At 63.4% G+C, this 24,556-nt stretch carries 19 protein-coding genes and 1 tRNA gene; 3 read left to right on the forward strand and 17 right to left on the reverse strand.

What is annotated here, in order from left to right:
- Window positions 1–146: 146 nt before the first annotated feature.
- Complete coding sequence (locus ACRYLT_RS15275) at window positions 147–491, reverse strand: hypothetical protein (protein WP_482664938.1); 345 nt, start codon at window positions 489–491, stop codon at window positions 147–149.
- A gap of 168 nt (window positions 492–659) precedes the next feature.
- Complete coding sequence (locus ACRYLT_RS15280) at window positions 660–908, reverse strand: glutaredoxin domain-containing protein (RefSeq protein WP_482664939.1); 249 nt, start codon at window positions 906–908, stop codon at window positions 660–662.
- A 203-nt stretch (window positions 909–1,111) separates the two neighbouring features.
- Here ACRYLT_RS15280 and ACRYLT_RS15285 point away from each other — a divergent pair, with 203 nt between their 5' ends.
- Entirely contained in the window at window positions 1,112–1,576 is a 465-nt protein-coding gene (locus ACRYLT_RS15285) for a carboxymuconolactone decarboxylase family protein (protein ID WP_482664940.1), read from the forward strand.
- Window positions 1,554–2,474: an RNA polymerase sigma factor SigJ gene (sigJ, locus tag ACRYLT_RS15290; RefSeq protein ID WP_482664941.1), complete on the forward strand. Its 921-nt coding sequence runs from the start codon at window positions 1,554–1,556 to the stop codon at window positions 2,472–2,474. The genes ACRYLT_RS15285 and sigJ overlap by 23 nt, the downstream gene beginning before the upstream one ends.
- Here the strand turns inward: sigJ and ACRYLT_RS15295 are convergent.
- From ACRYLT_RS15295 to ACRYLT_RS15310, 4 genes are all read right to left on the reverse strand, one after another.
- Window positions 2,471–3,418, reverse strand: coding sequence for a glycosyltransferase family 2 protein (locus ACRYLT_RS15295; RefSeq protein WP_482664942.1), 948 nt, complete (start codon window positions 3,416–3,418; stop codon window positions 2,471–2,473). The two genes, sigJ and ACRYLT_RS15295, sit on opposite strands and share 4 nt — an antisense overlap.
- A 122-nt stretch (window positions 3,419–3,540) precedes the next feature.
- Window positions 3,541–5,076, reverse strand: coding sequence for a trigger factor (tig, locus tag ACRYLT_RS15300; RefSeq protein WP_482664943.1), 1,536 nt, complete (start codon window positions 5,074–5,076; stop codon window positions 3,541–3,543).
- Between the two features lie 54 nt (window positions 5,077–5,130).
- Window positions 5,131–5,213: transfer RNA gene (locus ACRYLT_RS15305), tRNA-Leu, on the reverse strand.
- Window positions 5,214–5,300: 87 nt separating this feature from the next.
- Window positions 5,301–5,693: a hypothetical protein gene (locus tag ACRYLT_RS15310; protein WP_482664944.1), complete on the reverse strand. Its 393-nt coding sequence runs from the start codon at window positions 5,691–5,693 to the stop codon at window positions 5,301–5,303.
- A gap of 49 nt (window positions 5,694–5,742) precedes the next feature.
- On the opposite strand from ACRYLT_RS15310, the gene ACRYLT_RS15315 reads away from it, so the two are divergent.
- The gene (locus tag ACRYLT_RS15315; RefSeq protein WP_482664945.1) at window positions 5,743–7,362 is read left to right on the forward strand and encodes a M28 family metallopeptidase; all 1,620 of its coding nucleotides are present in this window, start codon (window positions 5,743–5,745) and stop codon (window positions 7,360–7,362) included.
- On the opposite strand, the gene ACRYLT_RS15320 is transcribed toward ACRYLT_RS15315, so the two are convergent.
- The 11 genes from ACRYLT_RS15320 to ACRYLT_RS15370 all read right to left on the reverse strand — a co-directional run bounded on the left by ACRYLT_RS15320 (window position 7,359) and on the right by ACRYLT_RS15370 (window position 24,544).
- Window positions 7,359–8,438: a polysaccharide deacetylase family protein gene (locus ACRYLT_RS15320; RefSeq protein WP_482664946.1), complete on the reverse strand. Its 1,080-nt coding sequence runs from the start codon at window positions 8,436–8,438 to the stop codon at window positions 7,359–7,361. The genes ACRYLT_RS15315 and ACRYLT_RS15320 overlap by 4 nt on opposite strands.
- Window positions 8,435–9,292, reverse strand: coding sequence for a cupin-like domain-containing protein (locus ACRYLT_RS15325; protein ID WP_482664947.1), 858 nt, complete (start codon window positions 9,290–9,292; stop codon window positions 8,435–8,437). Before ACRYLT_RS15325 ends, ACRYLT_RS15320 begins: the two co-directional genes overlap by 4 nt.
- The gene (locus tag ACRYLT_RS15330; protein WP_482664948.1) at window positions 9,289–10,473 is read right to left on the reverse strand and encodes a GNAT family N-acetyltransferase; all 1,185 of its coding nucleotides are present in this window, start codon (window positions 10,471–10,473) and stop codon (window positions 9,289–9,291) included. The genes ACRYLT_RS15325 and ACRYLT_RS15330 overlap by 4 nt, the downstream gene beginning before the upstream one ends.
- Before the next feature lie 51 nt (window positions 10,474–10,524).
- Window positions 10,525–12,108 carry a long-chain fatty acid--CoA ligase gene (locus tag ACRYLT_RS15335; protein WP_482664949.1) on the reverse strand — a complete coding sequence of 528 codons (1,584 nt, stop codon included), beginning with the start codon at window positions 12,106–12,108 and terminating at the stop codon, window positions 10,525–10,527.
- A 41-nt stretch (window positions 12,109–12,149) separates the two neighbouring features.
- Complete coding sequence (gene dnaE / locus ACRYLT_RS15340) at window positions 12,150–15,626, reverse strand: DNA polymerase III subunit alpha (RefSeq protein ID WP_482664950.1); 3,477 nt, start codon at window positions 15,624–15,626, stop codon at window positions 12,150–12,152.
- 69 nt (window positions 15,627–15,695) lie between these two features.
- A complete protein-coding gene (locus tag ACRYLT_RS15345; protein WP_482664951.1) occupies window positions 15,696–16,604 on the reverse strand; it encodes a lysozyme inhibitor LprI family protein in 909 nt (302 codons plus the stop codon).
- A gap of 103 nt (window positions 16,605–16,707) precedes the next feature.
- A complete protein-coding gene (locus ACRYLT_RS15350) occupies window positions 16,708–17,472 on the reverse strand; it encodes a nucleotidyltransferase family protein (protein ID WP_482664952.1) in 765 nt (254 codons plus the stop codon).
- Complete coding sequence (locus tag ACRYLT_RS15355; RefSeq protein ID WP_482664953.1) at window positions 17,469–18,458, reverse strand: aminoglycoside phosphotransferase family protein; 990 nt, start codon at window positions 18,456–18,458, stop codon at window positions 17,469–17,471. The genes ACRYLT_RS15350 and ACRYLT_RS15355 overlap by 4 nt, the downstream gene beginning before the upstream one ends.
- Window positions 18,455–18,958 (reverse strand): tRNA (adenosine(37)-N6)-threonylcarbamoyltransferase complex ATPase subunit type 1 TsaE, encoded by a 504-nt coding sequence (gene tsaE / locus ACRYLT_RS15360; RefSeq protein WP_482664954.1) that lies wholly within the window; start codon window positions 18,956–18,958, stop codon window positions 18,455–18,457. The genes ACRYLT_RS15355 and tsaE overlap by 4 nt, the downstream gene beginning before the upstream one ends.
- Window positions 18,955–21,348 carry a sensor histidine kinase gene (locus ACRYLT_RS15365; RefSeq protein ID WP_482664955.1) on the reverse strand — a complete coding sequence of 798 codons (2,394 nt, stop codon included), beginning with the start codon at window positions 21,346–21,348 and terminating at the stop codon, window positions 18,955–18,957. Before ACRYLT_RS15365 ends, tsaE begins: the two co-directional genes overlap by 4 nt.
- Window positions 21,349–21,451: 103 nt before the next feature.
- On the reverse strand, window positions 21,452–24,544 hold the full coding sequence (locus tag ACRYLT_RS15370; RefSeq protein WP_482664956.1) for a TonB-dependent receptor domain-containing protein: 3,093 nt from the start codon (window positions 24,542–24,544) through the stop codon (window positions 21,452–21,454).
- Window positions 24,545–24,556 lie beyond the last annotated feature (12 nt).

Genomic DNA, 24,556 nt, shown 5'->3' on the forward strand with positions numbered 1-24,556 from the left:
GGACTCCTCTTGCCCGGTACGCCGGAAATGGCAAGACGCTTTGCCGGCGGCGCCGGCGAGGGCACGAGGCCAGCCCCATCGTCGAGCCCATGCTAGTGAATCGAAACAAGCGGCGCCGAACCGTTCTTGCGGGTTCATTCCGGTCTTCAGCGGCGGTCGAGCAGGCGTTCCAGAGTCGTTGGCTGCATTCCTCTGGCAAGCTGCACCCCGATGGTAAGGTTGCGCACCCACTTCACCCGAGCGGCGTAGAAGTGAGATTTCTTCAGCTCCAGAAAGACGAGAGAGCCGACCGCGACCGGCATGTCGGTAATCCCGCACGCCCCCCACCTGGACAAGTTGCGAAGGTGGATGATTCCCAGCGAGCGGCGCTGCCGCACGATCAGCTTCAGTCCGCCGCAATCATGCCGCGCTTCGCCACGACGGTTCGGGCGCTTTGCCTGATCCTCCTCGGTCGGCGATTCGGGCGTTATCGTCCAGCCTCTGAACTTCATACTCGGCCTCTCGAAGACCTCTATGTCACCAGTGGGTTAGCGAAGGCTTACCGGCTTCGCGCCGGCGACGCGCATCGGGGGCGGAAAGATGCGTTTCGAACTTGCGCATTGCTCTTTCGTTGAAGCGGCAAATCAGGGGCGGCGGTCGATCAATTCGACCCAGACAACTCACCCGACCGAAAGATAGCGCTCAAGCTCGTCGCTTCCTCCGATTCGCTCGCCCGCAATGAAGATCTGAGGCGTGACGGCGACACCCTGCTCGGCCTTGAAGGCGTCCACCTCGTCACGGCTGCTCAGAATATGCTCCTCGATTTCGAACCCGGCTTCTTCGAGCAACTTCCTTGCCCGGACGCCGAACGGACAGACATGGTCCGGAAGGACCATCCTGTAGAGGATCGCGCTTCGCGCTTCGGTCATTGCAGGCTCCTTCCCGAGGAAGAGCACAGAGCGAATGGAAGCAGCGGAGGTTCCGCTGACGCGGCGCCTGAAGTTGCGGCAGATCCGCCGGATCGGTGCTCGGTCGTGCCGGAGTCGGACGCGCTCGACTCTTCGAAGCTTCCGGACTGTCACATCTCGCCAGGCAGTGTCGTCTAGGGGACAGAGAAGAAGGAGATCCGCGAATGACACCGAGACTGAATCCTCATGAGGTCGCCCCCGAAATGATCCGACCGATGATCGCGCTCGAGATGGCCATCCGTCAGTCTGGCCTTGAATTCAGCCTCATCGAACTGGTGAAGATGAGAGCGTCACAGATCAACGGCTGCGCCTATTGCCTGCATATGCACAGCCGCGATGCGCGCTCGGCCGGAGAGAGCGAGGAAAGGCTCTACCTGCTGAATGCGTGGAGGGAATCTCCGCTTTACTCGGCTCGCGAACGGGCTGCACTGGCTTGGACGGAGGCTCTGACGCTGGTTGCCGAAACTCATGCGCCCGATGAGGCCTATCGGGAACTCGACCTCCACTTCACCGACGCGGAGAAAGTCAAACTCACCCTTCTGATCACCACGATCAATGCCTGGAACAGGATTGCGATCGGGTTTCGCTCGCTCCATCCCGTTGACGATGCAAGCCAAGCCGCAGCTTGAAGTGGAGCCGACCGCCATCGACTGGGAGGACGCGTTCGTCGAGAACCGTCCCTACCTGCTCGGCCTCGCCTATCGCATGCTGGGTTCCATGGCCGAAGCGGAGGACATCATCCAGGAAGCGTGGATCCGCTGGAGCAAGACATCCGGGGACGGGATAGCCAGTCCCCGGGCCTTCCTTCGGAAGGTCACGACTCGGCTTTGTCTCGACCATCTCAAGTCGGCCCGGCTTCGACGGGAGGAATATGTCGGCTCCTGGCTACCGGAGCCCGTCCCCGATCATGTGTTGGCGGAGGTTGCGGAGCCGATCCTGGCCGACGACCTGACCCTGGGTCTGCTGCTCGCGCTCGAACGACTGACTCCGCCCGAGCGCGCCGCTTTCCTTCTCCATGACCTGTTCGACGTTTCCTTTTCCGAGATTGCGACAATCCTCAACAAGTCGGAGGCCTCCTGCCGTCAGCTCGCAAGCCGTGCGCGGAAACAGATCCAGCAAAGCCGCAAGCGCTTCGCCGTCGACGCTGAGGCGGCCGACCGACTCACCACGGCCTTTCTGAAGGCGGTGCGGGACGGCGACGTCGAAACCCTGAAAGCCATCCTGGCGGAAGACGTCGTCGTCTACAGCGATGGCGGCGGAAAGCGCCTGGCGGCGCTGAACGAGTTGAAGGGCCTGGAGCGCGCCGTTCGCTTCTTCCTCGGCATATACCGCAAGCGCGGCGGCGCTCCGTTCGAGCTCCTTTACCGGGGCCGGATCAACGCCGCGCCGGGCTTCATTACGCTCGAGCGCGACGGACTCCCCCAAGTCATCTCGATCGAAACAGCAGGCAACCGGATCGCCGCTATCTACATCGTGCGCAATCCTGAAAAGCTCCGACTCGTGCCGGTCGCCACCGACCGGAACTAGGGGTCGCCGCCAACCGCAGGCAAGCTGAGATAGTGCAGCCGCCTCACCTCCCGCCGGCCCCTCACAACGGTGTCGAGGATGAGGCCGGCGAAGAAGCTCAGTGCTGCAAGGATCATCAGGCCGGTCGCGAGGATCGCGGTCGGAAAGCGGGGAACCAGACCCGTTTCGAGATAGGTGAGGACGATGGGAATCGACAGAATGACGGCCAGAGCGGCCAGAAACAGGCTGAAACTGCCGTAGAAGAGGACCGGCCGCTCGATCCGATAGAGATGCACGATGGACTTCAGGATCTTCCAGCCGTCGCGCCAGGTGGAAAGCTTGGATTGAGAGCCTTCCGGACGGGCGCCATAGCGAGTCTCGACCTCCGCCACGGGCATGGCGAGTTCGAGCGCATGAACGCTGATCTCGGTTTCCGTCTCGAATCCGCGCGACAGTGCAGGAAAGCTCTTGGCGAAACGTCGCGAAAAGACTCGGTAGCCTGAAAAGATATCGCTGAACGTCCGCCCGAAAAGACTGGCGAGCAGCGCGGTGAACAGGCGATTGCCGAGCACGTGTCCCGGCCGATAGGACTGGCTCGCCGCCTCGGAAACTCGGGCGCCGACGACCATGTCGAGCTGCTCGTCGACCAATCGCGCGATCATTGCCGGAGCGGCCGACGGGTCGTAGGTGGCGTCGCCATCGGCCATCACATAGATGTCGGCTTCGACGTCTGCGAACATCCGCCGGACGACGTGGCCCTTCCCCTGCATTCTTTCGAAGCGGACGAAAGCGCCCGCGCGGGCCGCAACCTCACGAGTCCGATCGGTGCTGTTGTTGTCGTAGACGTAGATGTCCGCGGAAGGCAGCGCCGCGCGGAAGCCCGCAACCGTGGCCTCGACCGCGGCTTCTTCATTGTAGCAGGGGAGAAGGACGGCGATCCGCAGGCCGCGCGCAGCTTCTGTCATAATCCCCCACTCCGTTCGGCCCGTCGAAGCCCCGTCACCTTAGGGACAAGAGCCGGGTCTCGACAATGATCAAAGCGCGGCTTGCCGAGGGCAAGGCCGCACCTGACCTTCGCGGGAACGTACTAGGCCTGCTTCGCCGACTTCTTGGCGACTGGCTTCTTTGCGGCAGCCTTCTTCGCAGGTTTTTCCGGAGCCGGCTCGCTCGACGCCGTGTCGCCGGCACCTTCAGGCTCACCCGAAGCAGCCTTTTTCGACTTGGTCGCCTTCTTCGCCTTCGGCTTCTCGCCATGCTCGTGATGATCGTGGCCGCAGCCGGGGCCATGGACATGACCCTCCTCGGCCTCGATCGCCGCCTGCAACTCCTCTCGGGTCACCTTCCGTTCGCTGATCTCGGCTCGCTCGAACAGCAAGTCGACCACCTTGTCCTCGAACAAGGGCGCCCGAAGCTGCGCGGCAGCCATCGGCTCGTTCCGGATATATTCGACGAAGCGCTGACGATCCTCCGGCCGATACTGCTGAGCGGCCTGTCCGATCAGCTGGTTCATTTCCTGCTGGCTGACCTCGACTCCGTTCTTCTGACCGATCTCCGACAGAAGCAGGCCGAGGCGGACCCGGCGCTCGGCGATGCGTCGGTAATCGTCCCGCTCCTTTTCCATTTCCGCCCGTGCAGCTTCCGGGTCGGACTCGTGGCTCGCTTCATGTTCCAGCTGCCGCCAAATCTGATCGAACTCGGCATCCACCATCGACTGCGGGACCGGGAAATCGTGTCGCTCGGCGAGCTGATCGAGCAGCTGCCGCTTCATGTGCGTGCGGGTGAGCCCGTTCAGCTCCTGCTCGACCTGGCCCTTCAGCAGATCGCGAAGCTGACCGATGCCCTCAAGACCCATTGACTGGGCGAAGGCGTCGTCGGCCTTCATTTCTCGAGCGGTCTGGACCTCGTTCACCGTGACTTCGAAGGTCGCCTCGCGGCCCTTCAGATAATCGACTGGGTAATCTTCCGGGAAGGTGACGTTGATCGTCCGCTGCTCGTTCGCCTTGGCGCCGACGAGCTGGTCCTCGAAGCCCGGGATCAGGCGTCCGGAGCCGAGTTCGACGGACATTCCTTCGCCCTTGCCGCCTTCGAACAATTCTCCGTCAACTTTTCCTTCGAAGTCGACGATAACCAGATCGCCCTTTTCGGCAGCATGGCTGACGGGCGCGGGATCGAAGCTCTTCTGGCCCGCCGCGAGCCGGTCGACCGCCTCGTCGAGCATCTTCTCGTCCGGGTCGACGCTGAGCCGCTCCAGTTTGAGGCCCTCGATCTGCGGTTCGGGAACGTCCGGAAGCGTCTCGACCTCTACCTTGACGACCGCATCCTTGCCGTCGCCGCCTTCTTCGAGTTCGACATTGGGCTGCATCGCCGGTCGGATACGCTGTTCCGTCATCAGCTTTTGCACGCCTTCCTGAACGGCGCTCTGCAGCGCCTGCTGCTCGAGCGCCGGGCCATGCATCTTGCGGACGAGGTTGGCAGGGACCTTCCCCGGACGGAAGCCAGGCATGCGCACCTGCGGCGCAATCGACTTCAGCTCCTCATCGACCCGCGCATCGATGTCCTTGGCGGGGATGGTGATTCGATAGGCGCGCTTCAGGCCCTCGTTCAACGTCTCGACAGTCTGCATCTTGAACCTTCATGTCAGCGATTGGCCGGCCCTGGCGCCCCTGGGGCAAGGAGCTGGTGCGGGCGGAGGGACTCGAACCCCCACGGTTGCCCACTGGAACCTAAATCCAGCGCGTCTACCAGTTCCGCCACGCCCGCCGGACCACGGCAAGGCGGCGTCTATACCAGCGATGTGATGAAGGGCAAGCGAACTCGCCGCACGGGACGAGGCGTTGATCGCGGGCATCAAGCCGCGTCGAGATACTCCTCGATCGCCGGGCGCCCGCGCTGGCGAAACAGGCCGGTGCCGACCGTCAGAGTCTCCGCCAGCGGCAACGCCGTGCCGCAAAAGCCGCATTCTGCCGACAGGCGACCGATATACCAGTGGGAACGGCCGCAGCCGGGGCAGTGATTCACCTGATTCTCGCGGTAGATCACATGGTAGCCGCGCCGCGAGGGATCGTGCGGATAAGCCTTGCCGTCTTTGCCGAACAACTGAACCAGCATCGTCTTAACTCCCTTCGTCGCCTTCAACGCTGCGACGAGTCGTTTGTTTCCATAGATGAGCTGAATAGAGGCTGACTGTTTCGGCGCTGTTCCTTCCTGGGCCGTGCAAGGTTTCAATTGTTGCAGCCCCAATCGATGTGCCTTAGGCCAGTCACACACCCGGGGTGGAAGGGATCGTCCGATGAAGTTCAAGGCTCTGCTCGCCGGCTTGGCGTCTGTTTCGTTGGCCGCTGCCGCCATTGCGCAAACCCCCACCTCGTCCGAACAATTCTCTCCGGACGCATTTCGGGCCCATGTCGTTTTCCTTGCCGACGACCTGCTGGAAGGACGGGCGGCCGGGAGCCGTGGCTACGACATCGCGGCACGGTACGTCGCTGCTCAGTTCGAAGCTCTGGGCCTTCGCCCGGCGGCGAATGGAAGCTGGTTCCAGCCGGTCGATTTTGTCCGTTACAGTCTTGGCGGAACTCCTCGGCTCACCGTCAATGGCCAGACCTACACGCACGGGGAGGAAGCCTTGTTCCGGCCGATGCCCAGCACCGAGCCGGTCGCGGTCGAGGCTCCTCTGGTTTTCGCCGGCTACGGCCTGGACATGCCTAACCAAGGCTTCAACGATTATTCCGGACTCGACGTGCGGGGCAAGATCGTGGTCGTGCTCACCGGCACGCCGCGAGGTACGCCGAGCGACGTCGCGGCTCATCTCGCCTCCGAAAAGCGGCGAATGGCCGCCGCGAGAGGTGCGGTCGGGCTGATCATGATCCGTCGACGCGACGAAATCGAACGTACACCCTGGACCCGCTATCGCGGCTATGCGAGCGACAGCGGCACGACCTGGCTCGATCGGGACGGGCGGCCTTTCGGCGAGTCCGAGCTGCGCTTCGCCGCAACCGTCGACGTTCCAGTGGCTGAAGCCCTGTTCGCGGACAGCCAACGCACCCTCGACGACGTGTTGAACGACGCGCAGAACGGCCGGCCCACTGGTTTCGCCCTTCGGCAGAGCGTCCGAGTCGAGCAACCGGGCAGCACCCACGATTCCTTCACCAGTGCCAACGTCGTCGCTCTTCTCCCGGGAACCGATCCCGCCGTCGCGGACGAACATGTTTTGTTGATGGCGCACCTCGACGGTCTCGGAATGGACGGCGAGGGCGAAGGCGACCGAATCCGCAACGGGGCGATGGACAACGCCACCGGAGTCTCCACTTTGATCGAAGTGGCACGTCGGATGTCTCAGCCGGGCAATCGCCCCCGGAGACCTGTCCTGCTGGCGGCCGTCACCGCGGAGGAGGTGGGACTGCTCGGAGCCGAATATCTGGCTCGCCATCCGGTAGTGGACGGACGCGTCGTTTCGGTGGTCAATCTCGACATGCCGATCCTGACCTATGACTTTCAGGACGTGATCGCGTTCGGTGCGGAGCATTCCACCCTCGGCCCGATCGTCGAACGCGCGGCGGCCCGGATCGGAATCGGCCTCACCCCGGATCCCCTGCCGCAGGAAGGCCTGTTCACACGATCCGACCATTACAAGTTCGTCCGCGAAGGCGTTCCGGCCGTGTTCCTGATGACGGGGTTCGCCGGCGAAGGCCGGGAGCGATTCACGGGCTTCCTGTCCAACCAGTATCACAGCCCTCAGGATGACCTGACCCTACCCTTCAACTGGGCCGCGGGCGCGAAATTCGCTCAGCTCAACTATCTGATCGCCAGCGAGATCGCCAATGCTCCGGAAAGCCCGCGCTGGTATGCTGACAGCTTCTTCGGGAGAGCGTTTGGCGGTCAGCAACCAAAGGCCACGCGATCGGCCCCCTAGGCTGCGGCATCCGTCGCCGGCCAGCATGCCCGAACCTCGTCAAGAGTCGTGAAGCGGCCGCCAAGGCGTTCACGAAAGAAGGTCAGCACCTGCTCGATCGCAGCGAGAAACACCTCCAGGTCAGCCTTCGTCCGAACATAGGGGGTATGACCCGGCTCAAGGCTTGGGCTGTGGTAGACGAGCGTGAAGAGGCGCTGACCGCGCAAGGCGAGAGCCTCGATCAGTCGGCATTGTTCGTCCGCGGAAACGCCTTCTGGAGTGAGCCGCGAGCGCGCGACCAGATTGGTCCGCGCGAGCAGGCCGGGCACCCTGAGCCTGGCAGCGAACTTGCTGTCGAACAGCCGCTGGAGAGGCGGCCCGGCAGCGGCCAATCGGCCGAAGAAGCCAATCGTCAGCGGCACTTCCAGCACGCGCCCGTCCCGATCGAGCCAATGCGGCTCGGGCGGAGTCCCGCGGAAATCCGGACCATCTTCGGACGAGAGATCGGTGTAGGGCAGCTTGCTGCAATCGACGGTATAGCCGAGGTCGGCGATCACCTTTGCGGTGTTATGGCCGAAACCGTGACGTCCGGCCTTGAAGATGGTCGGCCGCTCGCCGAACGCGCTTTCGATCGCCGCGGTGATCGCCTCCACCTTTGCGCGTTCAAGCTCCGGCGACAGGTTGCAATGATAGGAGTTCCGCCGGTTCACCTCCTCCAGGTGAGGCGGCGTCACCCAAGGGTGAAGGTGGGCGCCGATGACGGCTTTGCCGCTTTCCTTGAGCCGGCGGAGGAAGCGGACCGAGTTCGGATCCGTCGCAACGGGATAGTCGATCACATAGGTCGGCACGACGCCGAAGCGGTCATAGATTTCATGCGCCCTGGCTTGGGCCGGTATGGCCCGCGTCGAGGTCGCTTCCCGGGAGAAGGGCATCGACCAGTCGAACTCCTCCTCCGTATCGACGACGACCGCGAGCTGCGGCCCTTGATCGACCGAGAAGCGAGGGAGCGACGAACGCGAACTCGCTCCGGCAACTCGCCCAGCCTCTTGCCCACGCGGCCGAAGCGGATCCCCTTCCCATCGGCAATCGGCGCTCACGGCGATCCCAGTCGGGTTGCGCGCCGCGCCTTGTCGATCATTCGATAGCCGAACGACTTGATGTGGTTCTGGTGCGGGAAGCGCTTCGGCGAAGCCGGACTGAGGCCTGCCCGGCGAAGCAGCGCGTTCATCTGCCGGGCATAGGCTTCGCGATAGCTCCAGTCGGAGCGCCAGGTGATCGAGAAGGATACCGATACTTCGGGACCATTCTGTACCCAGTGGGGGGCCTTGACCGGCACATAGACCGCGCTGCCGGGCCGAAGCTCGAAGGGCTCCCCCCGATCCGCGAACTCGTCGTTCCAGGGAAGATTGCGATGGCCACCCGCGTGGAAGGTCTCATGCGCTTCGCCGCTCGCAAGGACCTCGTCGGCAGCGGGGAAAATCGTCATGGTCTTGCGGCCGCGAATCTGAAGCAGGATGTTGTGCTCCGGATCGAAGTGGAAAGGCGTGACGGCGCCCGGCGAGGAGATGAATATGAACGCTTCCTGCTTCAGCATCGCGCCGGTCACCAAACCTACATCCGACTCGATTTCGGCGAGCGCCCCGCGGAGCAGCTCGCGATATTGCGGGTCCTGCTCGACGAATTTGAGGACCATCCACGATCCGCATTCCTCGATCTGACGGATCGTCTCTTCCACGGACAGGCCGTTTGCCGGAGTCTTCGCCGGGTCCAGGCCCACCGGAACGGCGCCGAGATTATATTCGGCATCGACGGCTCGAATCCGTCGAGCCAACTCGGCCAGAGCTTCGAGTTGAAGCAGGGGATGGTCACAGAGCTGATGATCCAGCAGAACCGGCTGCTCGGGGTAGGCCGCTGCCAGCGTTCGTCGCGCTTCTTCGCCAAAGGCCATCATTTCCTTCTCCTGCGAATCTCCGCCGAAGCCATCTCGAGCGCCCGACAGGCAGCGTAGACGGCGCCCCGTGCCATTCCCTTCAAGCGGACGGTCACCCGAACAACCTCTCGGCGGCCCGACCAGAGGCTGTCGATCATCGGATGGTTGTCCATGGCGCAGCTGTCGATCCAGCTTACCTCTTCCCTTGCCAGGATTTGCAGGTTCTCCAGCTGGATGAGCACACCCGGCGAAAAACGCGCATAATCTTCATCGAAAGTGGTCTTGAAGGAGAAGCCCCCAGGGGGACTGAGCAGGTTCACCAGCATGGCGATCGGCTGTTCGCCGAGATCGAGTCTGAGGAAGTCGAGGCGCCCGGTCTCCCACGCTCCAGCAAGAACGTCCCTGAAGAAGCTTTCTGACTGCGGCGTGCAGGCGAGCGCCGTTCCCGCCCTGCCCTTCCAGCCGGTCCTTTCCAGCGCAAGATAGGAGTCGCACCAGACCCTCAGTTCGCGGGCATCGACCAGGCGGCGCACCGAAACTGGCCCGACTTCCTCAAGGCGATTCCGCAGTCTCCTGATCTCCTTGCGTTTCTTCGGCCGAACCGAAGCTTCGTAATAGCTTTGCGGGTCGAGATCGCTGGCCAGCATCGCTCGCTGCCGGCGATGGACAATCGCACAGTCGCGGCCGCGCGCAGCCGCTGCCGAGGCAAGGCCGAGATGGACCGGCGCATTTGCCACGAGCCCGTGCACATGAAGGAAGTTCGGAGCCCAGTCGGCTTCGTCCAGAACGCCGAGCACGGCTGACCAGAAGGTCTTCTCCTCGCCGGCCCGGACCATCGGCGTGCCCAGGAACATGTGGTCGTGGATCCAGTTCTGGACATAGCGAACGGGGGTTCGGCCATAGCCGCGTTCAACCGAAACCGGCAGCACTCCGATGAGCTGGCCGAGTCGTCGGACTTCGACCAGGCGCACATCGCCGCCGAAGGCGCGGAGCGACGGCGCAACGAACCAGGGTTCGGCAAAGACGTTCGGCTCGGAAGCGGACGCGGTGAGCGCCGCCCATTCCCGGTTCAGGCTCTCGACGGCGGCGGAGGCAGACTGGACGATCGCCTCGACCTCTCCCGCGCGGGCGCTCGGCGCCGGCCGCGGGTCTGCCGCGGGCCCGCACTCGACAGGCATCATCATCTGTCCGGCCGGACGCATGACGCTCCGATAGCCGCGAGAGGTAAAGGAAAGGTGGTCTGCGAGCGGCGCTCAGGCCGTCTGCAACCGATAGTTTCGATATTGTTCGCGAAGGGCAGTCTTGAGCAACTTGCCGGTAGCGGTATGCGGCAGCTGGTCGACGAAGATGATCTCGTCCGGAAGCCACCATTTCGCGACGTGTCGGGAGAGATGGCTCCGAATGTCTTCGGCGCCGACTTCCACCCCCTCCTTGCGCACGACCAGAAGCAACGGCCGCTCGTCCCATTTCGGATGATAGACACCGATCGCAGCGGCCTCGGCGACGCCCGGGCAGCCGACGGCGCAGTTCTCGAGCTCCACGGAGCTGATCCATTCTCCCCCGGACTTGATGACGTCCTTGGCCCGGTCGGTGATCTGCAGCGTTCCGTCGGGGTGAAGCGCGGCCACGTCGCCCGTGTCGAACCAACCCTCGGAATCGATGCTCGGCTTCTCCTCCTTGAAATATTGCCTGATGATCCAGGGACCCCGGATCTGCAGCCGTCCCGAGCTGATTCCGTCGCGAGGCAATATGTTACCGGAGTCGTCGACGGTGCGAAGCTCGACTCCGAACGGGGAGCGGCCCTGCTTGGTCGTCTGCTCGACCTTCTCCTCGAAACTGAGCTCGTCCCAATCGTGAGAAGGCGCACCCATGGTGCCGATCGGCGAGGTTTCCGTCATTCCCCAGGCATGGTTGACGCGGATCCCCATCTTCATCAGTCGCTCAATCATCGCTCGAGGCGCCGCCGAGCCACCGATCGTCACGATCTCGAGATGTTCCGGCTTCTGGCCCGTGGCGTCCATATACTGGAACATGCCGAACCAGACGGTCGGCACGCCGGCCGAGTGAGTCACTTTCTCCTCGTTCATCAGCCTGCAAAGCACATGCGGCTCATTGACGGCCGAGAAGACGAACTTGATTCCCGCGGCCGCCCCGGCAAAGGGCAGTCCCCATCCGGCCGCATGGAACATCGGAACGACCGGCAACGCGACCGACTGAGCCGACAGGTTGAAAATGGCCGGCTGGATCTCCGCAAGCGCGTGGATCAGAGTGGACCGGTGCTCATAGAGCACGCCTTTCGGATTGCCGGTGGTTCCGCTCGTGTAGCAGAGCATGCAGGGCTCCCGTTCCGGACCCTCCACCCACGCATATTCGCCATTTTCGCCATCGATCAGGGCCTCGAACTCGCCATCATCGAAACAGACATAATGCTCGATGCTGCTCCATTGCGGCTTCAGCCGATCGACGATCGGCTGGAAGACTCGATCGTAGAGCAAGACCTTGTCCTCGGCGTGATTGGCAATGAAGATGAGCTGCTCGTCAAAGAGGCGGGGATTGATGGTGTGGATGATGCCGCCCATGCCGATCACGCCATACCAGGCTGCGAGATGGCGGCTGTGGTTCATCGCCAGAGTGGCGACTCGGTCCCTCCGCTGGACGCCGATCCTCTCGAGGGCCTGGGCGAGTTTTCGCGCGTCGCGCGCCACCCCGGCCCAGTCGGTCCGGCTAACGGAGCCGTCGGCCCAGTAGCTCACGATCTCACGGCTGCCATGTTCACGCTCGGCATGTTCGATGAGGCGTGGCACGCGCAGCTCGAAATCCTGCATTCCGCCGAACATCACCCTCTCCCGCCTGATATCTTCAAGGGAAGTGTATCTGGTCAGGAAACGAGCGCAAGCCGGGGAGCTTCTGCAACCGACAAGCGAGCGGCAGTGACCCCTTCAAGTCGTTCGATCCGCGCGGCCAGCTCGGCATCGACAAGGTAGTCACGCCCGAGCACCAGTTCCGCTTCACCATCTTCGATGGTGGCGAGCAGCCGCAGCTGGCCGTTCCCGCCGCGAGCCGAGCCGACCAGTTCCGCCAGTCGCCGAACCGCATCCGGCCCTTCTACCTCAACCTCAAGTTCCAACCGGCTGCGCCTGGACAAAGTCTCGAAACTCTGGATCGATCGGATCGTGACCCGCGGCGTTTCTTCACCCGGACGTCGATCGAGCTCGACCGTCAGCAGGGCGCAGGCGCCGGCCTTGGCCGCATTGCCGACCTGCTCGGCAACGTCCTCGTCAAAGACCGTCGCGTCGAACTGGCCCGACGAATCGGACAGGGTAGCCATCATGTAGCGCCGCCCACGAGCGGAGGTGCGCCAGCGGACATCTTCGACAAGCGCCGCCATAACGGCGCCGGTTCGAGCGCCGTCTGACGGCGGCGCCTGGGATGCAATCTGCGCGAAGGTGCGGGCGCCGTGCGCTTCCGCCAGATGGCGGTGACTGTCGACCGGGTGTGCCGAGAAATAGAAGCCGAAGCTTTCCTTCTCCTGCGCCATGCGCTGCGCCAGCGTCCAGCTCTCGGCGCCCGGCATTCGGATCGGCACGACATTGGCGGCGCCTTCGCCGAACAGCCCCCCCTGACCGCTGTCGCGCGCGTGAGCCGCGCTGGCCGCGGCAGCCAGGATCGTCTCGGCGGCCGCAAATACCGTCGGCCGTTCGGCAATGTCGTCGAACGCGCCGCCACCAGCGAGGCTTTCGATCTGGCGCCGGTTCACAAGCCTCGGGTCAATCCTTGCGGCGAAATCGTCGAGGCCGCTGAAGGGTCCTCCTGACTTTCTCTCCTCCACCAGTTGCTCCATGGCCTTCTCACCAACGCCCTTGAGCGCTCCCAAGGCGTAGCGGACGGCGTGCCCGTCCCCATGAGCTTCCACCGAGAACTCCGCTTCGCTGGCATTGATCGACGGAGGCAGGCACTGGTGCCCGGCTCGCCGCAAGTCGTCGATGAAGACGGCAAGCTTGTCGGTCTGGTGCATGTCGAAACACATGGAGGCGGCGTAGAACTCGACCGGATAATGGGCTTTGAGCCAGGCCGTCTGATAAGCGACCAGAGCGTAAGCCGCGGCGTGACTCTTGTTGAAACCGTATCCGGCAAACTTGTCGATCAAGTCGAACAGCTCGTTGGCTTTGACCGGATCGATGCCGTTGGCGGCGCACCCCTGGACGAAACGCGAGCGCTGCGCATCCATTTCCGACTTGATCTTCTTGCCCATCGCTCGCCGGAGCAGGTCGGCTTCGCCGAGGCTGTAGCCCGCCAGGACCTTGGCGGCTTCCATTACCTGCTCCTGGTAAACGAAGATACCGTACGTCTCCTTGAGGACGTCCTCGAGCATCGGGTGCGGATACTCGATCGGCTCACGTCCGTTCTTGCGAGCGCCGAACGTGGGAATATTGTCCATGGGTCCCGGCCGATAAAGCGAGACAAGCGCGATGATATCGCCGAAGCTGGTCGGCTTCACCGCCGCGAGCGTGCGTCGCATCCCCTCCGATTCCAGCTGGAACACACCCACCGTGTCGCCCCGCTGGAGCAGTTGATAGACGGCTTCATCATCCCAGGGCAGACGATCGAGGTCGACGTTGATCCCTCGGCGCCCGAGCATCTCCAGCGCCTTGCGAAGGACGGAAAGAGTCTTGAGGCCGAGGAAATCGAACTTCACCAGTCCCGCCGCCTCGACATATTTCATGTCGAACTGCGTAACCGGCATGTCGGACCGCGGATCCCGGTAGAGCGGCACGAGCTGATCGAGAGGACGGTCGCCGATCACGACGCCGGCGGCGTGGGTGGAGCTGTGCCGAGGCAGCCCTTCCAGCTTCATCGCCAAGTCAAACAGCCGGCGAACGTCGGGATCGCCCTTATATTCGGCAGCCAGCTCGGGAACCCCGTTCAACGCGCGCTCCAGGGTCCACGGGTCGGTCGGGTGATTGGGAACCAGCTTGGCCAGCCGATCGACCTGACCGTAGGGCATCTGCAGCACTCGGCCGGTATCCTTCAGCACCGCCCTCGCCTTAAGCTTTCCGAAGGTGATGATCTGGGCCACCTTGTCCTGGCCCCATCGTTCCTGGACGTATCGGATCACCTCGCCCCGGCGGGTTTCGCAGAAGTCGATGTCGAAGTCGGGCATCGACACGCGCTCGGGATTGAGGAACCGCTCGAAGAGAAGTCCGAGGCGGATCGGGTCGAGGTCGGTGATCGTCAGGGCCCAGGCCACGACCGAGCCGGCGCCCGAACCGCGGCCCGGCCCGACGGGAATGCCCTGATCCTTTGCCCATTTGATGAAGTCGGCGACGATGAGGAAATAGCCGGGAAATCCCATCCCGGCGATCACGTCGAGTTCGTAGTCGAGCCGGTCGAGATAGGTCTTGCGCTCTTCGTCACCAAGATCACCGTAGCGATCGAGACGCCTCTGAAGGCCCAGATGGGCGTCCCGGCGCAACTGCGCGGCCTCCTCCTCGACGTCACCGGCGCTGCGCGGAAGAATGGGCTTGCGCTTGGGCGCGCCGAAGGCACAGCGGCGGGCAATCACGGACGTGTTGGCGATCGCCTCCGGCAGGTCGGCAAAGAGCTCGCGCATCTCCGCCGGCGGCTTGAGCCAGGCTTCCGGCGAGGAACGGTTCCGGTCGTCACGATCGATCTGGCTGGATTGGGCGATGCAGAGCATCGCGTCGTGCGCACGATGATATTCCGGCTCAACATAGGCGGCCGGATTAGTCGCGACGAGCGGCAGATCCTGCGCATAGGCGATGTCGATCAATATCGGCTCTGCCTGCATTTCGACCGGATCTCCACGGCGGCTCAATTCCACATAGAGCCGGTTCGGGAACAGTGACCGGAGGCGGTCGAGGATATCGGCCGCCCTCTCCTCCTGCCCCTCCGAGATCAGCCGGGCGAGTGCACCCTCCGCTCCGGCCGTGAGCGCGATGAGACCGTCGGTGCGACCCTCGAGCTTCGCGAAAGTGACATGCGCCTCTTCGTGCAGCGGCCGATCAAGATGGGCCGACGAGACGAGTGCACACAGATTGCGATAGCCGCGCTCGTCCTGCGCATAAAGCGCCAGCCAGTCGATGACCGGGGATTTCCCTCCCGCCCAGTCCGGCCTGGCGATCCCCAGAAGGGTTCCGATCACTGGCTGGACGCCCTCGCCGAGGCAGGCATCGGTGAATGGCATCACCGCATAAAGTCCATTGCGATCGGTCAAGGCGGCCGCAGGAAGGTCGAGCTTCTTCGCCCGCTTGGCCACTGCCTTCGGATCGATCGCCCCTTCGAGCATCGTATAGCAGGAGAAGATCCGGAGGGGGACGTAGGGCGCCGAGGACATGATCACTTCTATGAGCACTCGCCGCCGCGAGTGGAACCGCAAAGGCTCCACTTTTCCACAGGAAAGGGATCATTCTCCCGAAGCGATCCGCCGGATTTCGGCTATTCGCCGTTCATAAGCTTCCGCGACGCAGGCTTGGCCGTCACAGCGCTCGCGCCGGGCAAGAAAGGCATCGCGACTGCGCCGGAGACGTCGTCGCGTTTCCGCATCGGCCTCGGCCATGCGCGCATAGTAAATAGACGCCATCCGGCGATCGCGGGCGGCCAGGCTCGGTTCCGAACAGACCATCCGTTCGGTGCGGGTGCGCGCGTGACGGCAGTTGAAGCTTGGGCGGGCGGAACCGACCGAAGATGCCGGATCGGCTTCGCGCCGTTCCTTCGGTTGCGCTGCCTCAGTATCGGACGGAGAGGCTGCCCTCGCACTTGCCGAGGCGGCGACCGGCTCCGACTCGGCCGGCACGCCCTCCGCCGGGGTAGCCCGGTTTGCCGGAACATTCGGCTGAGCCTGAGCGGATCGGAGGCCGCCTACCGTCGCCAGGCGGTAAAGGATCGGCTCGGCGCCGATCATCTGGTAGACGAGACCACTCCCATCGGCCGCGGATTGAGCGGCATATTGGATTTCGGCCACGAGGCGCCGCTCTCCATCGAACGCATTCTCGGCGCCGGGCGGAAGTTCGAGAATGAAGCGCCCTTCGCAGACGGTGACGTTCAGGGCTTCGTCCCGAGACTTGACGACGGGCTCCTCCATCCGAACCACCGAAGCGGTAGCCACGCTGTCGAGCAAATCCGTATCGCCCCCCCGGATCCGCGCCGCCTCGTCGAAAGCGAGCTCCTTCAGTCGGTCGTAAGTCGCTTCCGAGGCACAGGCGCGCCTCAGCCGTTCAGCCTTCTCGGCTTGGAGTTGCGCTTCGGACTTCGCGTCGGGCGGCTCCTTTTTGCGCATCCAGTCGCAACCGCCGAGAAACAGCCCTGCAGCCATGAAGGCCACCAAGGTCAAACCAGGAGGAGAGCGATTCATCACAAGGGCGGCCGCACATTACAAGGACCGCCCTCCAACGCAGCAGGCGGCGCATCTTTCCGGCTCAACCTTGTCTCAGAATCTCCTCGGTCCTTCGGATACTTTCCGGACGCCCGATATCGAACCACAAACCCTGGTGAACGGTACCGAAGCAGCGGCCGGCCTCGATCGCACGGTCCCACAACAGGTTGGTCGAGAACGGCCCGCTCGGCAAGTCGCCGTCGAGCAGCCGCTTCGAGACGATCTGGATCCCGGTATAGACGAATGGGGCGACGCCCCGCGGCTTGCGGCGGCTGAGGGCTCCGATCGCATTCATGTGGAAATCGCCGCGCCCGAAGTGGCAGTTGGCCCGGGCGAGCGGCACCAGGAGCAGCAACGCATCCATCTGCTCCTCGTCCCAATTGTCCGCCAACAGCTTCAAGGCGTCCACGGGCCCGTCGATCCAGAGATTGTCCGAGTTGACGACCAGGAAGGGATCGCATTCGATCAGTGGAAGGGCCTTGACCAACCCGCCCCCGGTCTCGAGCAGCTCGGAGCGTTCGTCCGAAATGACGATTTCAAGTCCGTTCGATCGGTTCCTGAGGTGAGCCTCGATGGCATCGGCGAGATAGTGGACGTTCACCACCGCTTTCCTCACGCCGGCGGCGGTCAGTCGAGCCAAAGCATGATCGATGAGCGGCTTGCCGGCCACTTCGACGAGCGGCTTGGGCCGAGTGGCGGTCAATGGCCGCATTCTCTTTCCGAGGCCAGCGGCCAAGACCATCGCGACTTCGGGCACGGTCGCTCCAGGGTTGGGACGAAGCGCCAGCGGCTTTCGGTACCGGCTCATGCCGCCATGAACTCCCATGCCGGGGCGCGCTTGTCCGCCGGCACATTGGCATCGAACCATGCCCTGACCGGAGCGAGGGCGGGATGCTCCAGATCACGTTCCAGCAAGCCCCACATGCGCGGCTGGAACTTCGTGTAGTTCGGCTTCCCGTCCCGCTTCCAAAGGCGGGTGAAGACGCCCAGGATCCGCGTATTGCGCTGCGCCGCAAGCGACCAGTAAGCACGTTCGAAAGTTGGCGGAGAGCGGGTCGCCGTGATGTAGCGTTCGAGCATCGCGGCTTCGACCGCGGGATCGACATCGCGGCGAGCGTCCTCGAGCACCGAGGCCAGATCGTAGGCCGGATGACCCGCCAAGGCATCCTGGAAGTCGAGCACGCCAAACTGGCGCACCCCCTCCCGGTCAGGAACCAGCATGATATTCTCGGAATGATAGTCGCGAAGAACCGTGACCGGGCCGAAGCCGTCTGAATCGACCGGCGCCAGCACGTCGGTCCATGCATCTCGATAGCCGCGGCCGTCGACCTCCAGGTCAAGCGCTGGACAATACCAGTCGACGAACAGAGCCAGTTCGCTCAACCATTCGTCCAGATCATGGCGGCGCAGGCCCGGCATCGGTGGCAGTGCGTGGAGGTGCACCAGGAGATCGGTGGCCTGTTCGTAAAGCGCTCGCTCCCGTTCGGGCGAGGAATCGAGGGTTTCGCGCAGCCGCCGATCGCCGAAATCGTCGAGCAGGAGAAGCCCGCATTCATAGTCTGCCGCAAGGATTCGCGGAGCCGAAAGGCCGGCATGGGCGAGCCATTCCGCGACGGCCACGAAGGGTCGCGGATCCTCGTGCGGTGGCGGCGCATCCATCAGCACCGCGGTCTCCGTTCCTCGATGGACCCGGAAGTAGCGACGGAACGACGCATCCCCGGCCAAGGGCCGAATCTCCGCCCCTCCCCAACCGTGCGCGGCAAGGAAAGCGGTTGCATTAGCAGGAGGAATCATCGGGGAGGCCATCGCGCCCCCCAAGCGTCCGGCACCTGCGCTGTCAAGGCACGGCCACCCCCATCCAGCGGCACCAGTTGTAGCTTCAGCGATTCCGGCCAGAGGAAGGGAAGCCGCTCGGGCCATTCGATCAACAATATGCCGGTCTCCCTCGCTTCGTCGAGGCCCAGCTCCTCCAGTTCAACTTCGTCTTCGATCCGGTACAGATCGACATGCCAGATCGGGAGTCGGGTCTCCGGCGGCTCGTAGCCAAGCACGATCGGAAAGGTCGGGCTGGCAACCTCGCCGACATGGCCCAAGCCGTTGAGAATACCACGGGCCAGGGTCGTCTTGCCCACGCCCAGAGTTCCGAACAAGGCGATCACGTCGCCCGGTTCAAGGCGTTCCGACAAGGCGCGCCCGAACGCCTGAGTTTCCTCCGCGCTGGCGAAAATGACGGGTGTGCCGGCCGATCTGCCCGTTCCCCGGCTGTCGCGGTCGAGACCCCGCCTGATCGTCATTCCGCGACGCGCTGTGCAGGATAGGCCGCCTGCTGCTCAATCGTTCGAGGAAGGACCATTGTCACAGTGGTGCCTTGTCCCACCCGAGACTGCAGAGCGATCGAACCGCCGTGAGCTTCGATGAACTGCTTGGCCAGTGGCAAGCCAAGGCCGACCGCAGCAGCACCGTCGCCGCGGGCGTCTACGGTCCGATGGAAGCGGTCGAAAACCTTCGCCTGGTCGGCAGGCGCAATCCCTCGGCCATTGTCGGAGACGATGATCCGGGCGTTCCTGCGATCGCCTCGCGCGTGGATCAGCACCCGACCACCGGCGTCCGTATAGGTGATGCTGTTTCGAACGATATTCTCCAGGGCCTGGCCGAGCCGGCGCGTGTCGCCCGTCACCACTCCGACGGAAGGATCGATCTTCGTCACCAGCTCGATCGACTTCTTCTCCGCCGAGGGTAGCGCGCCTGCGGCCACATCTCGGCAGAGGGCAGCAAGTTCGACCTCGTCTTCAGCGAGCAGCAGGCTGCCCGTGTCGCTCTGAGTAAGATCGAGGACGTTGTCGATCAGCGCACCCAGTCGAGCAACGCTTTCCAGTATCGCCTTCACATAGTCGCTGGCGGAGGGCGGGAGCGCTCCGGCATAGCCTTGCGCCAGCATTTCGGCGAAGCCGCCAATCGTCGTCAGCGGCGTGCGCAGTTCGTAGCTCATGTTGGAGACGAAGGCGGTCTTCAGCCGATCGGCCTCCTCAAGAGCCTCGTTACGATCACGAAGCGCCGCTTCGACCTTCCGGCTGTCGCTGATGTCGAGCATGGTGAACAGCGCGTTGCCGTCCGGCAAGGGCACCGCCGCGAACTCGAATTCTCGCCCGTCGACGAGCGAAACTCGCCCGCCGCGCTGCTTGCGCTCCTGAGTCGCGCTCCGAACCAGCTCCCGCACCAGGGCCGCATGGCTCGGTCGCTTCAATCGAGCGGCAAGGTGCGGCGTCAGGGAATCGACCCGCGGATGGGCGGCAAGCTGCTCCTCCTCAAAGCCCCAAAGCTCCTTGAAGCGATTGTTCCAGAGATTCAGTCGTCCGTCGGACGCGAACACGCCGACGGCCTCGAACAGATTGTCGAAGGTGGCGCTTCGAACGCGCAGCAAGGTGTCCCGGGCCGAGGCAAGCTGGATCTGCTCCGTGCGGTCCTCGAAGATGAGGAGCAGGCCGCCGTCGGGAAGCGGTTGAGCGACGACTCGAAGATGCTTGCCGCCGGGAAGCAGCCAATCCTCCTCGTCCGCAGCAAGTCCGCTCGTGAACCAGCGGCGGTGATCGGCCTTCCATTCCGGATAGTCGCGAACCTCGGGAAGGTTGCCGGCTTCGCGCATCGCGTCGACAACCCGGTCGAACTCGGGACGGTCGGCAAGGAAGTCGCCCGGAAGGGAAAAGAGCCGGGCAAACGGCTGGTTGAAGAAGGTGAGGCTTCGGTCGCGCCCGAACTGCGCAACGCCGGCGGACAGTCTGTCGAGCATGTCCCTTTGAGCACGAACGAAGCGGCCCAGCTCCGCGCGGGCTTCCTCCTGATCCTCGACATCGATGGCGTAGCCGGCGACTCCGCTGGTACCGAGCGGCACTTCGACGATATGCATCATTCGCCGCTCCCCGGCGATCGTCACCGGCAGGGTGCGGTGGGCCGGCTGCTGCGATTCACGAATCTCGGCCACGTCCCGAAGCGGATCGCGCCCGTCGGCTTCGTCGACAAGTTCGATCCCGTGCCGAACCACGGCGGCGGCGTCTTCCGCCTCGACCGCCCGCACGTAGGCGGTGTTGACCATCGCCAGCTGCAGGTCCGGTCCGCGATGCCACATTGGAAAAGGTGCGACTTCGATCACTCGCGACAGCGCTTCGAGTGCCTTTGAGCGGCGTTCCAGCCGTGCCCGCAACTGGGCGACCTGACCCTCGGCGTCGGTGACATCGATAAACCAAAGCAGAGCCGAACGTCGGCCGAACGCTGCCGGAGCCGGACCTCCCTCTACTCGAAAGATTCGAGAGGCACCGCGGAGACCGACCGTCAGGTTGAAGCTGGCGCTGGCGCGCGCCTCAGCAAGGCGTCGATTGAGCTCGGCTGCAGCTTCCTCTCCGAACAGCCCTGCCGAACCAACGAATTCGGACCAGCGATCGGGAAGAGCGTCAAGGCCGAATCCGCCCGCAAGGCGCGGCGATCCTTGAAGACCGCCTTGTGCGTCGACCAGAAGCGGCATCGCCGGTCCTGACTCCAGCAAGGCCGCACTACGGTCCCGCTCCTGGAGCACGGCAGCGGCCTGAGCGGACAAGCTGCGCGCACGCACTGTCGCCCACAATGCGGCAGCGAGCCAGGCCCCGCTTGCAATAGCCAGCGCCAGCAGAGCTATGGAGGAAAGCGTTACCACGACGTCGTTCTAAGCGCGCATCGCTGGGCGGGAAAGGCGTCTCCGAACGAGCAACAAAAAGGGCGGGCCCGAAAGCCCGCCCCCAGAGTTCGCTGGAGCTTGTTTAGAAGTCGACGTTCACGCCGAAGTAGAAGCGGCGGCCGAAAGTCTCCCACGGCTCACCGCCCGCCGTGCCAAGCTGCCCAAAGGGCGGCAGTCGATCGGCAATGTTGTCGACACCGCCATAGAAGGTGAAGTCCTCATTGACCCGGAACCCGAGACGGATGTTGTGGTAGAACACGTCAGGAGTCCACCGCTCGTCTGCAGGAAGCGCGTCAGGGTTCGTCGCCGGCCGTCCCTGGAAGGGGAACAGCGTCTCGTAGGCCGTGTTGGCGTTGATCTGCCGCCCGATATAGTTGAGACTATAAGTAAGCTCGTACCGGTCGAACACATAGTTGACGTTGAGATTGCCTGCCCAGCTCGGGTCGCCGATCTCGCTCCGGAATCGGTTCCCGAACGTGGGATCGGAGGGGTCGAGATAGGCCGTGTTCTCGAGCACCCGAGTGGCAACGCCCCGCAGGTTCAAGCGGTGTCCATTGCCGAACGTGTGGCGATAGCTGATCTCGAAGTCGATACCTCGCGCGTCGAAGGCGGCGAAGTTTACCGGCCCGGCAATCGTCGCAACCGGCTGCGCAAAGGTGCCGTCCGGATTGCGGAAGACGAGAGCGCAGTACGGATTGTCGATCCCGCCCGGATCATCATAGCACTGATTGATGATCGTCTGAGCGGTAAGCGTAGAGATCAGGTCGTCGATAGCGATGTCGTAATAATCGATCGTGATGGCCAGGCCGGGCACCCAGCGCGGCTGGATGATCGCGCCGATCGTCAAGCTCTTGCCCTTCTCTTCGGTCAACGTGTCGTTGCCGCCCGAAAGGAAGGAGGTGCTCTCCGAACGAGCAGGCTGGTTGACGAAGCCTGGCGGGATGCCTGCCGCGGTGCAGTTCGCATCGCGGTTCGGCCGCGTCGGGTTGTTGCGGTTCAGCACATCGCAAGGATCCGCGATGAAGGCGAAATTCTGCGATTGCGGCGAGAACAGGTCACCGAGGGTTGGCGCGCGCACCGACGTGGAATAATTCGCTCGGAAGCGAATGTCCCGAACGGGCGCCCAGGTTCCACCGACATTGTAAGCGTAGACGGTTCCCGTGTTGCCCGCCTCGTAGTGGGATACCCGACCCGCAGCTTCCAAGGTGAGTTCCTGAGCGAACGGAAGATCGCTCAGGATCGGCAGACGGATCTCGCCGAATGCCTCATAAACCTCGTCTGCAGGCGGGTTGAATTCCTGGATGGCGTTGAGGAAGGTCTCGCCCGCCTCAACTTCAGGACTCCACTTCGAGAAGGCCGTTTCCCGGCGATACTCCGCACCGATCGCAAAGCCGATAGGTCCGCCCGGCAGTTCGAACACCTGCGAGGAGTCTCCCGACATGAACGCGAGCAGCTGGAACTGCGAAGCACGCTGACGGCGAGTACTTGTGGTATTGACATAATCGAGCGCCGCCTGGCTCGGAGCGCCGATACCGAAGGGGTTCAGCGGAACGCAGCCGGCAGCGCGGGCGTCAGGATCAGCGCACACGATCTGACCGTCGATAACCGTCGCGTCGAGGGAATTGAGGAATTCCGAAATCAGCAGGTTGTTCAGGGAATTCACCCGAGTTCGAACCCTGCCGTAATTGGCCGATACTTCGTAGTGCCAATCTTCATTGAAGTCCCCCTCGAAGCCGGCAACTATCCGGTAAGTGTCTCGCCGTCCCTCTTCGCCGCGACCCCCAAAATCGATATTGAAACGGCTGAGCGGGAAGGCGCCCGCCGGAGCGCTGAGGCAACGACCGATGCTCTGCAGAGTGGCCAGTGTCTGCGCCGAAACAAAGGGGTTGCTGCAGGCGACGCCGAGGTTCTGGAAGAAGCTCGGCTGCCCCTCCTGGGTCGTTTCAACTCGGCTGAACTTCGCCTCAACAAACGGCCGGAAGGCCTCGGAAACATCGAAATGAGCCAGAAGGTTGGCATTGTAGCGCTCAATTCCGACCGCGAGCTGGCCAGTGTTGCGCAAGCTCGAACCATTCAGGGTCTGGGCATTACCTGATCCGAAACGCCGAAAATCCACGCCGACCACCGGATCCTCGACGAGATTGCCCTGAGGATTGAAGTAGAACAAACGCGGCAGCCCGTTAGGATAGCAGCGGGCTGCGAATGCAGCTCCGGTGAGGGTGGCGCAGCTACCAGCGATCGGAACCTGACCCGAATCGTAGATGTTGGCATTGCGAACGCCGCAGAAGCGTTCGTTGTCAGGCACACCATCATCATTGGTCGGACCGTCATCGGTCGTGTTTTCCGCCAGATTGTACTGGCAGCGACCCGAGTAGGCCCCGGTGATCTCGTCCCGATCGGTGAAGTAGAGCGGATCCTGCTTCGCATATTCGAGCGCGATCGCGATGTTGCCACGATCGGCAGCGAAGTTGCGGCCCGCCGTAAACGACAAGAAATGGCGGTTGGCGTCACCACGCTCGGAGATGCCCATTTGGCCACGGGCGCGCATGCCATCGAAGTCTCGGCGCATGACGAAGTTGACGACGCCGGCGATAGCATCCGAGCCGTAGATCGCTGAATTGCCGCCGGTGACGATGTCAACCCGCTCAACAAGATCGATCGGAATGGTGTTCACGTCGACGTCGCGGGTTCCAACCGATCCCGTGACGTGACGGCGGTTATTCACGAGGGTCAGGGTACGAGCCGTACCAAGCCCACGCAGATCGAGGAGGCTGAGGCCGGCCGTGCCGATGAAGCGGCCCGAGTTGCCGCTGCTGAAGGTCGATCGCAAAGACGGAAGATCGTTGAGCTGATCGCCGAGCGAAACGTCACCCGTGTCAGTCAATTCTTCGATTCCAACCGAGGTGATCGGAACGTTCGATTCGAGATTAGGGCGACGGATACGAGACCCCGTCACCTGAATGGTCTGGGTGGCGTCGGCCTCCGCTTCCTGACCCGACTCGAGTTCGACTTCGCCAGCGAGACAGGCGTCGCGCTCGGCGCCCGCCGGAAGATTCTCGCAGGCGGGAGCCTGGTCGGTCTGCGCAGTGGCGGCATAGGTCGGGCCGGCAATGCCCGCAGCCAAAAAGGCTGCAAATGAGGCAGTGCTGAGCATTCGAACATTCAAGCGGCGCATGGATGATTTTCC

Source organism: Sphingosinicella sp. SM1-17 (genome assembly GCF_056821765.1).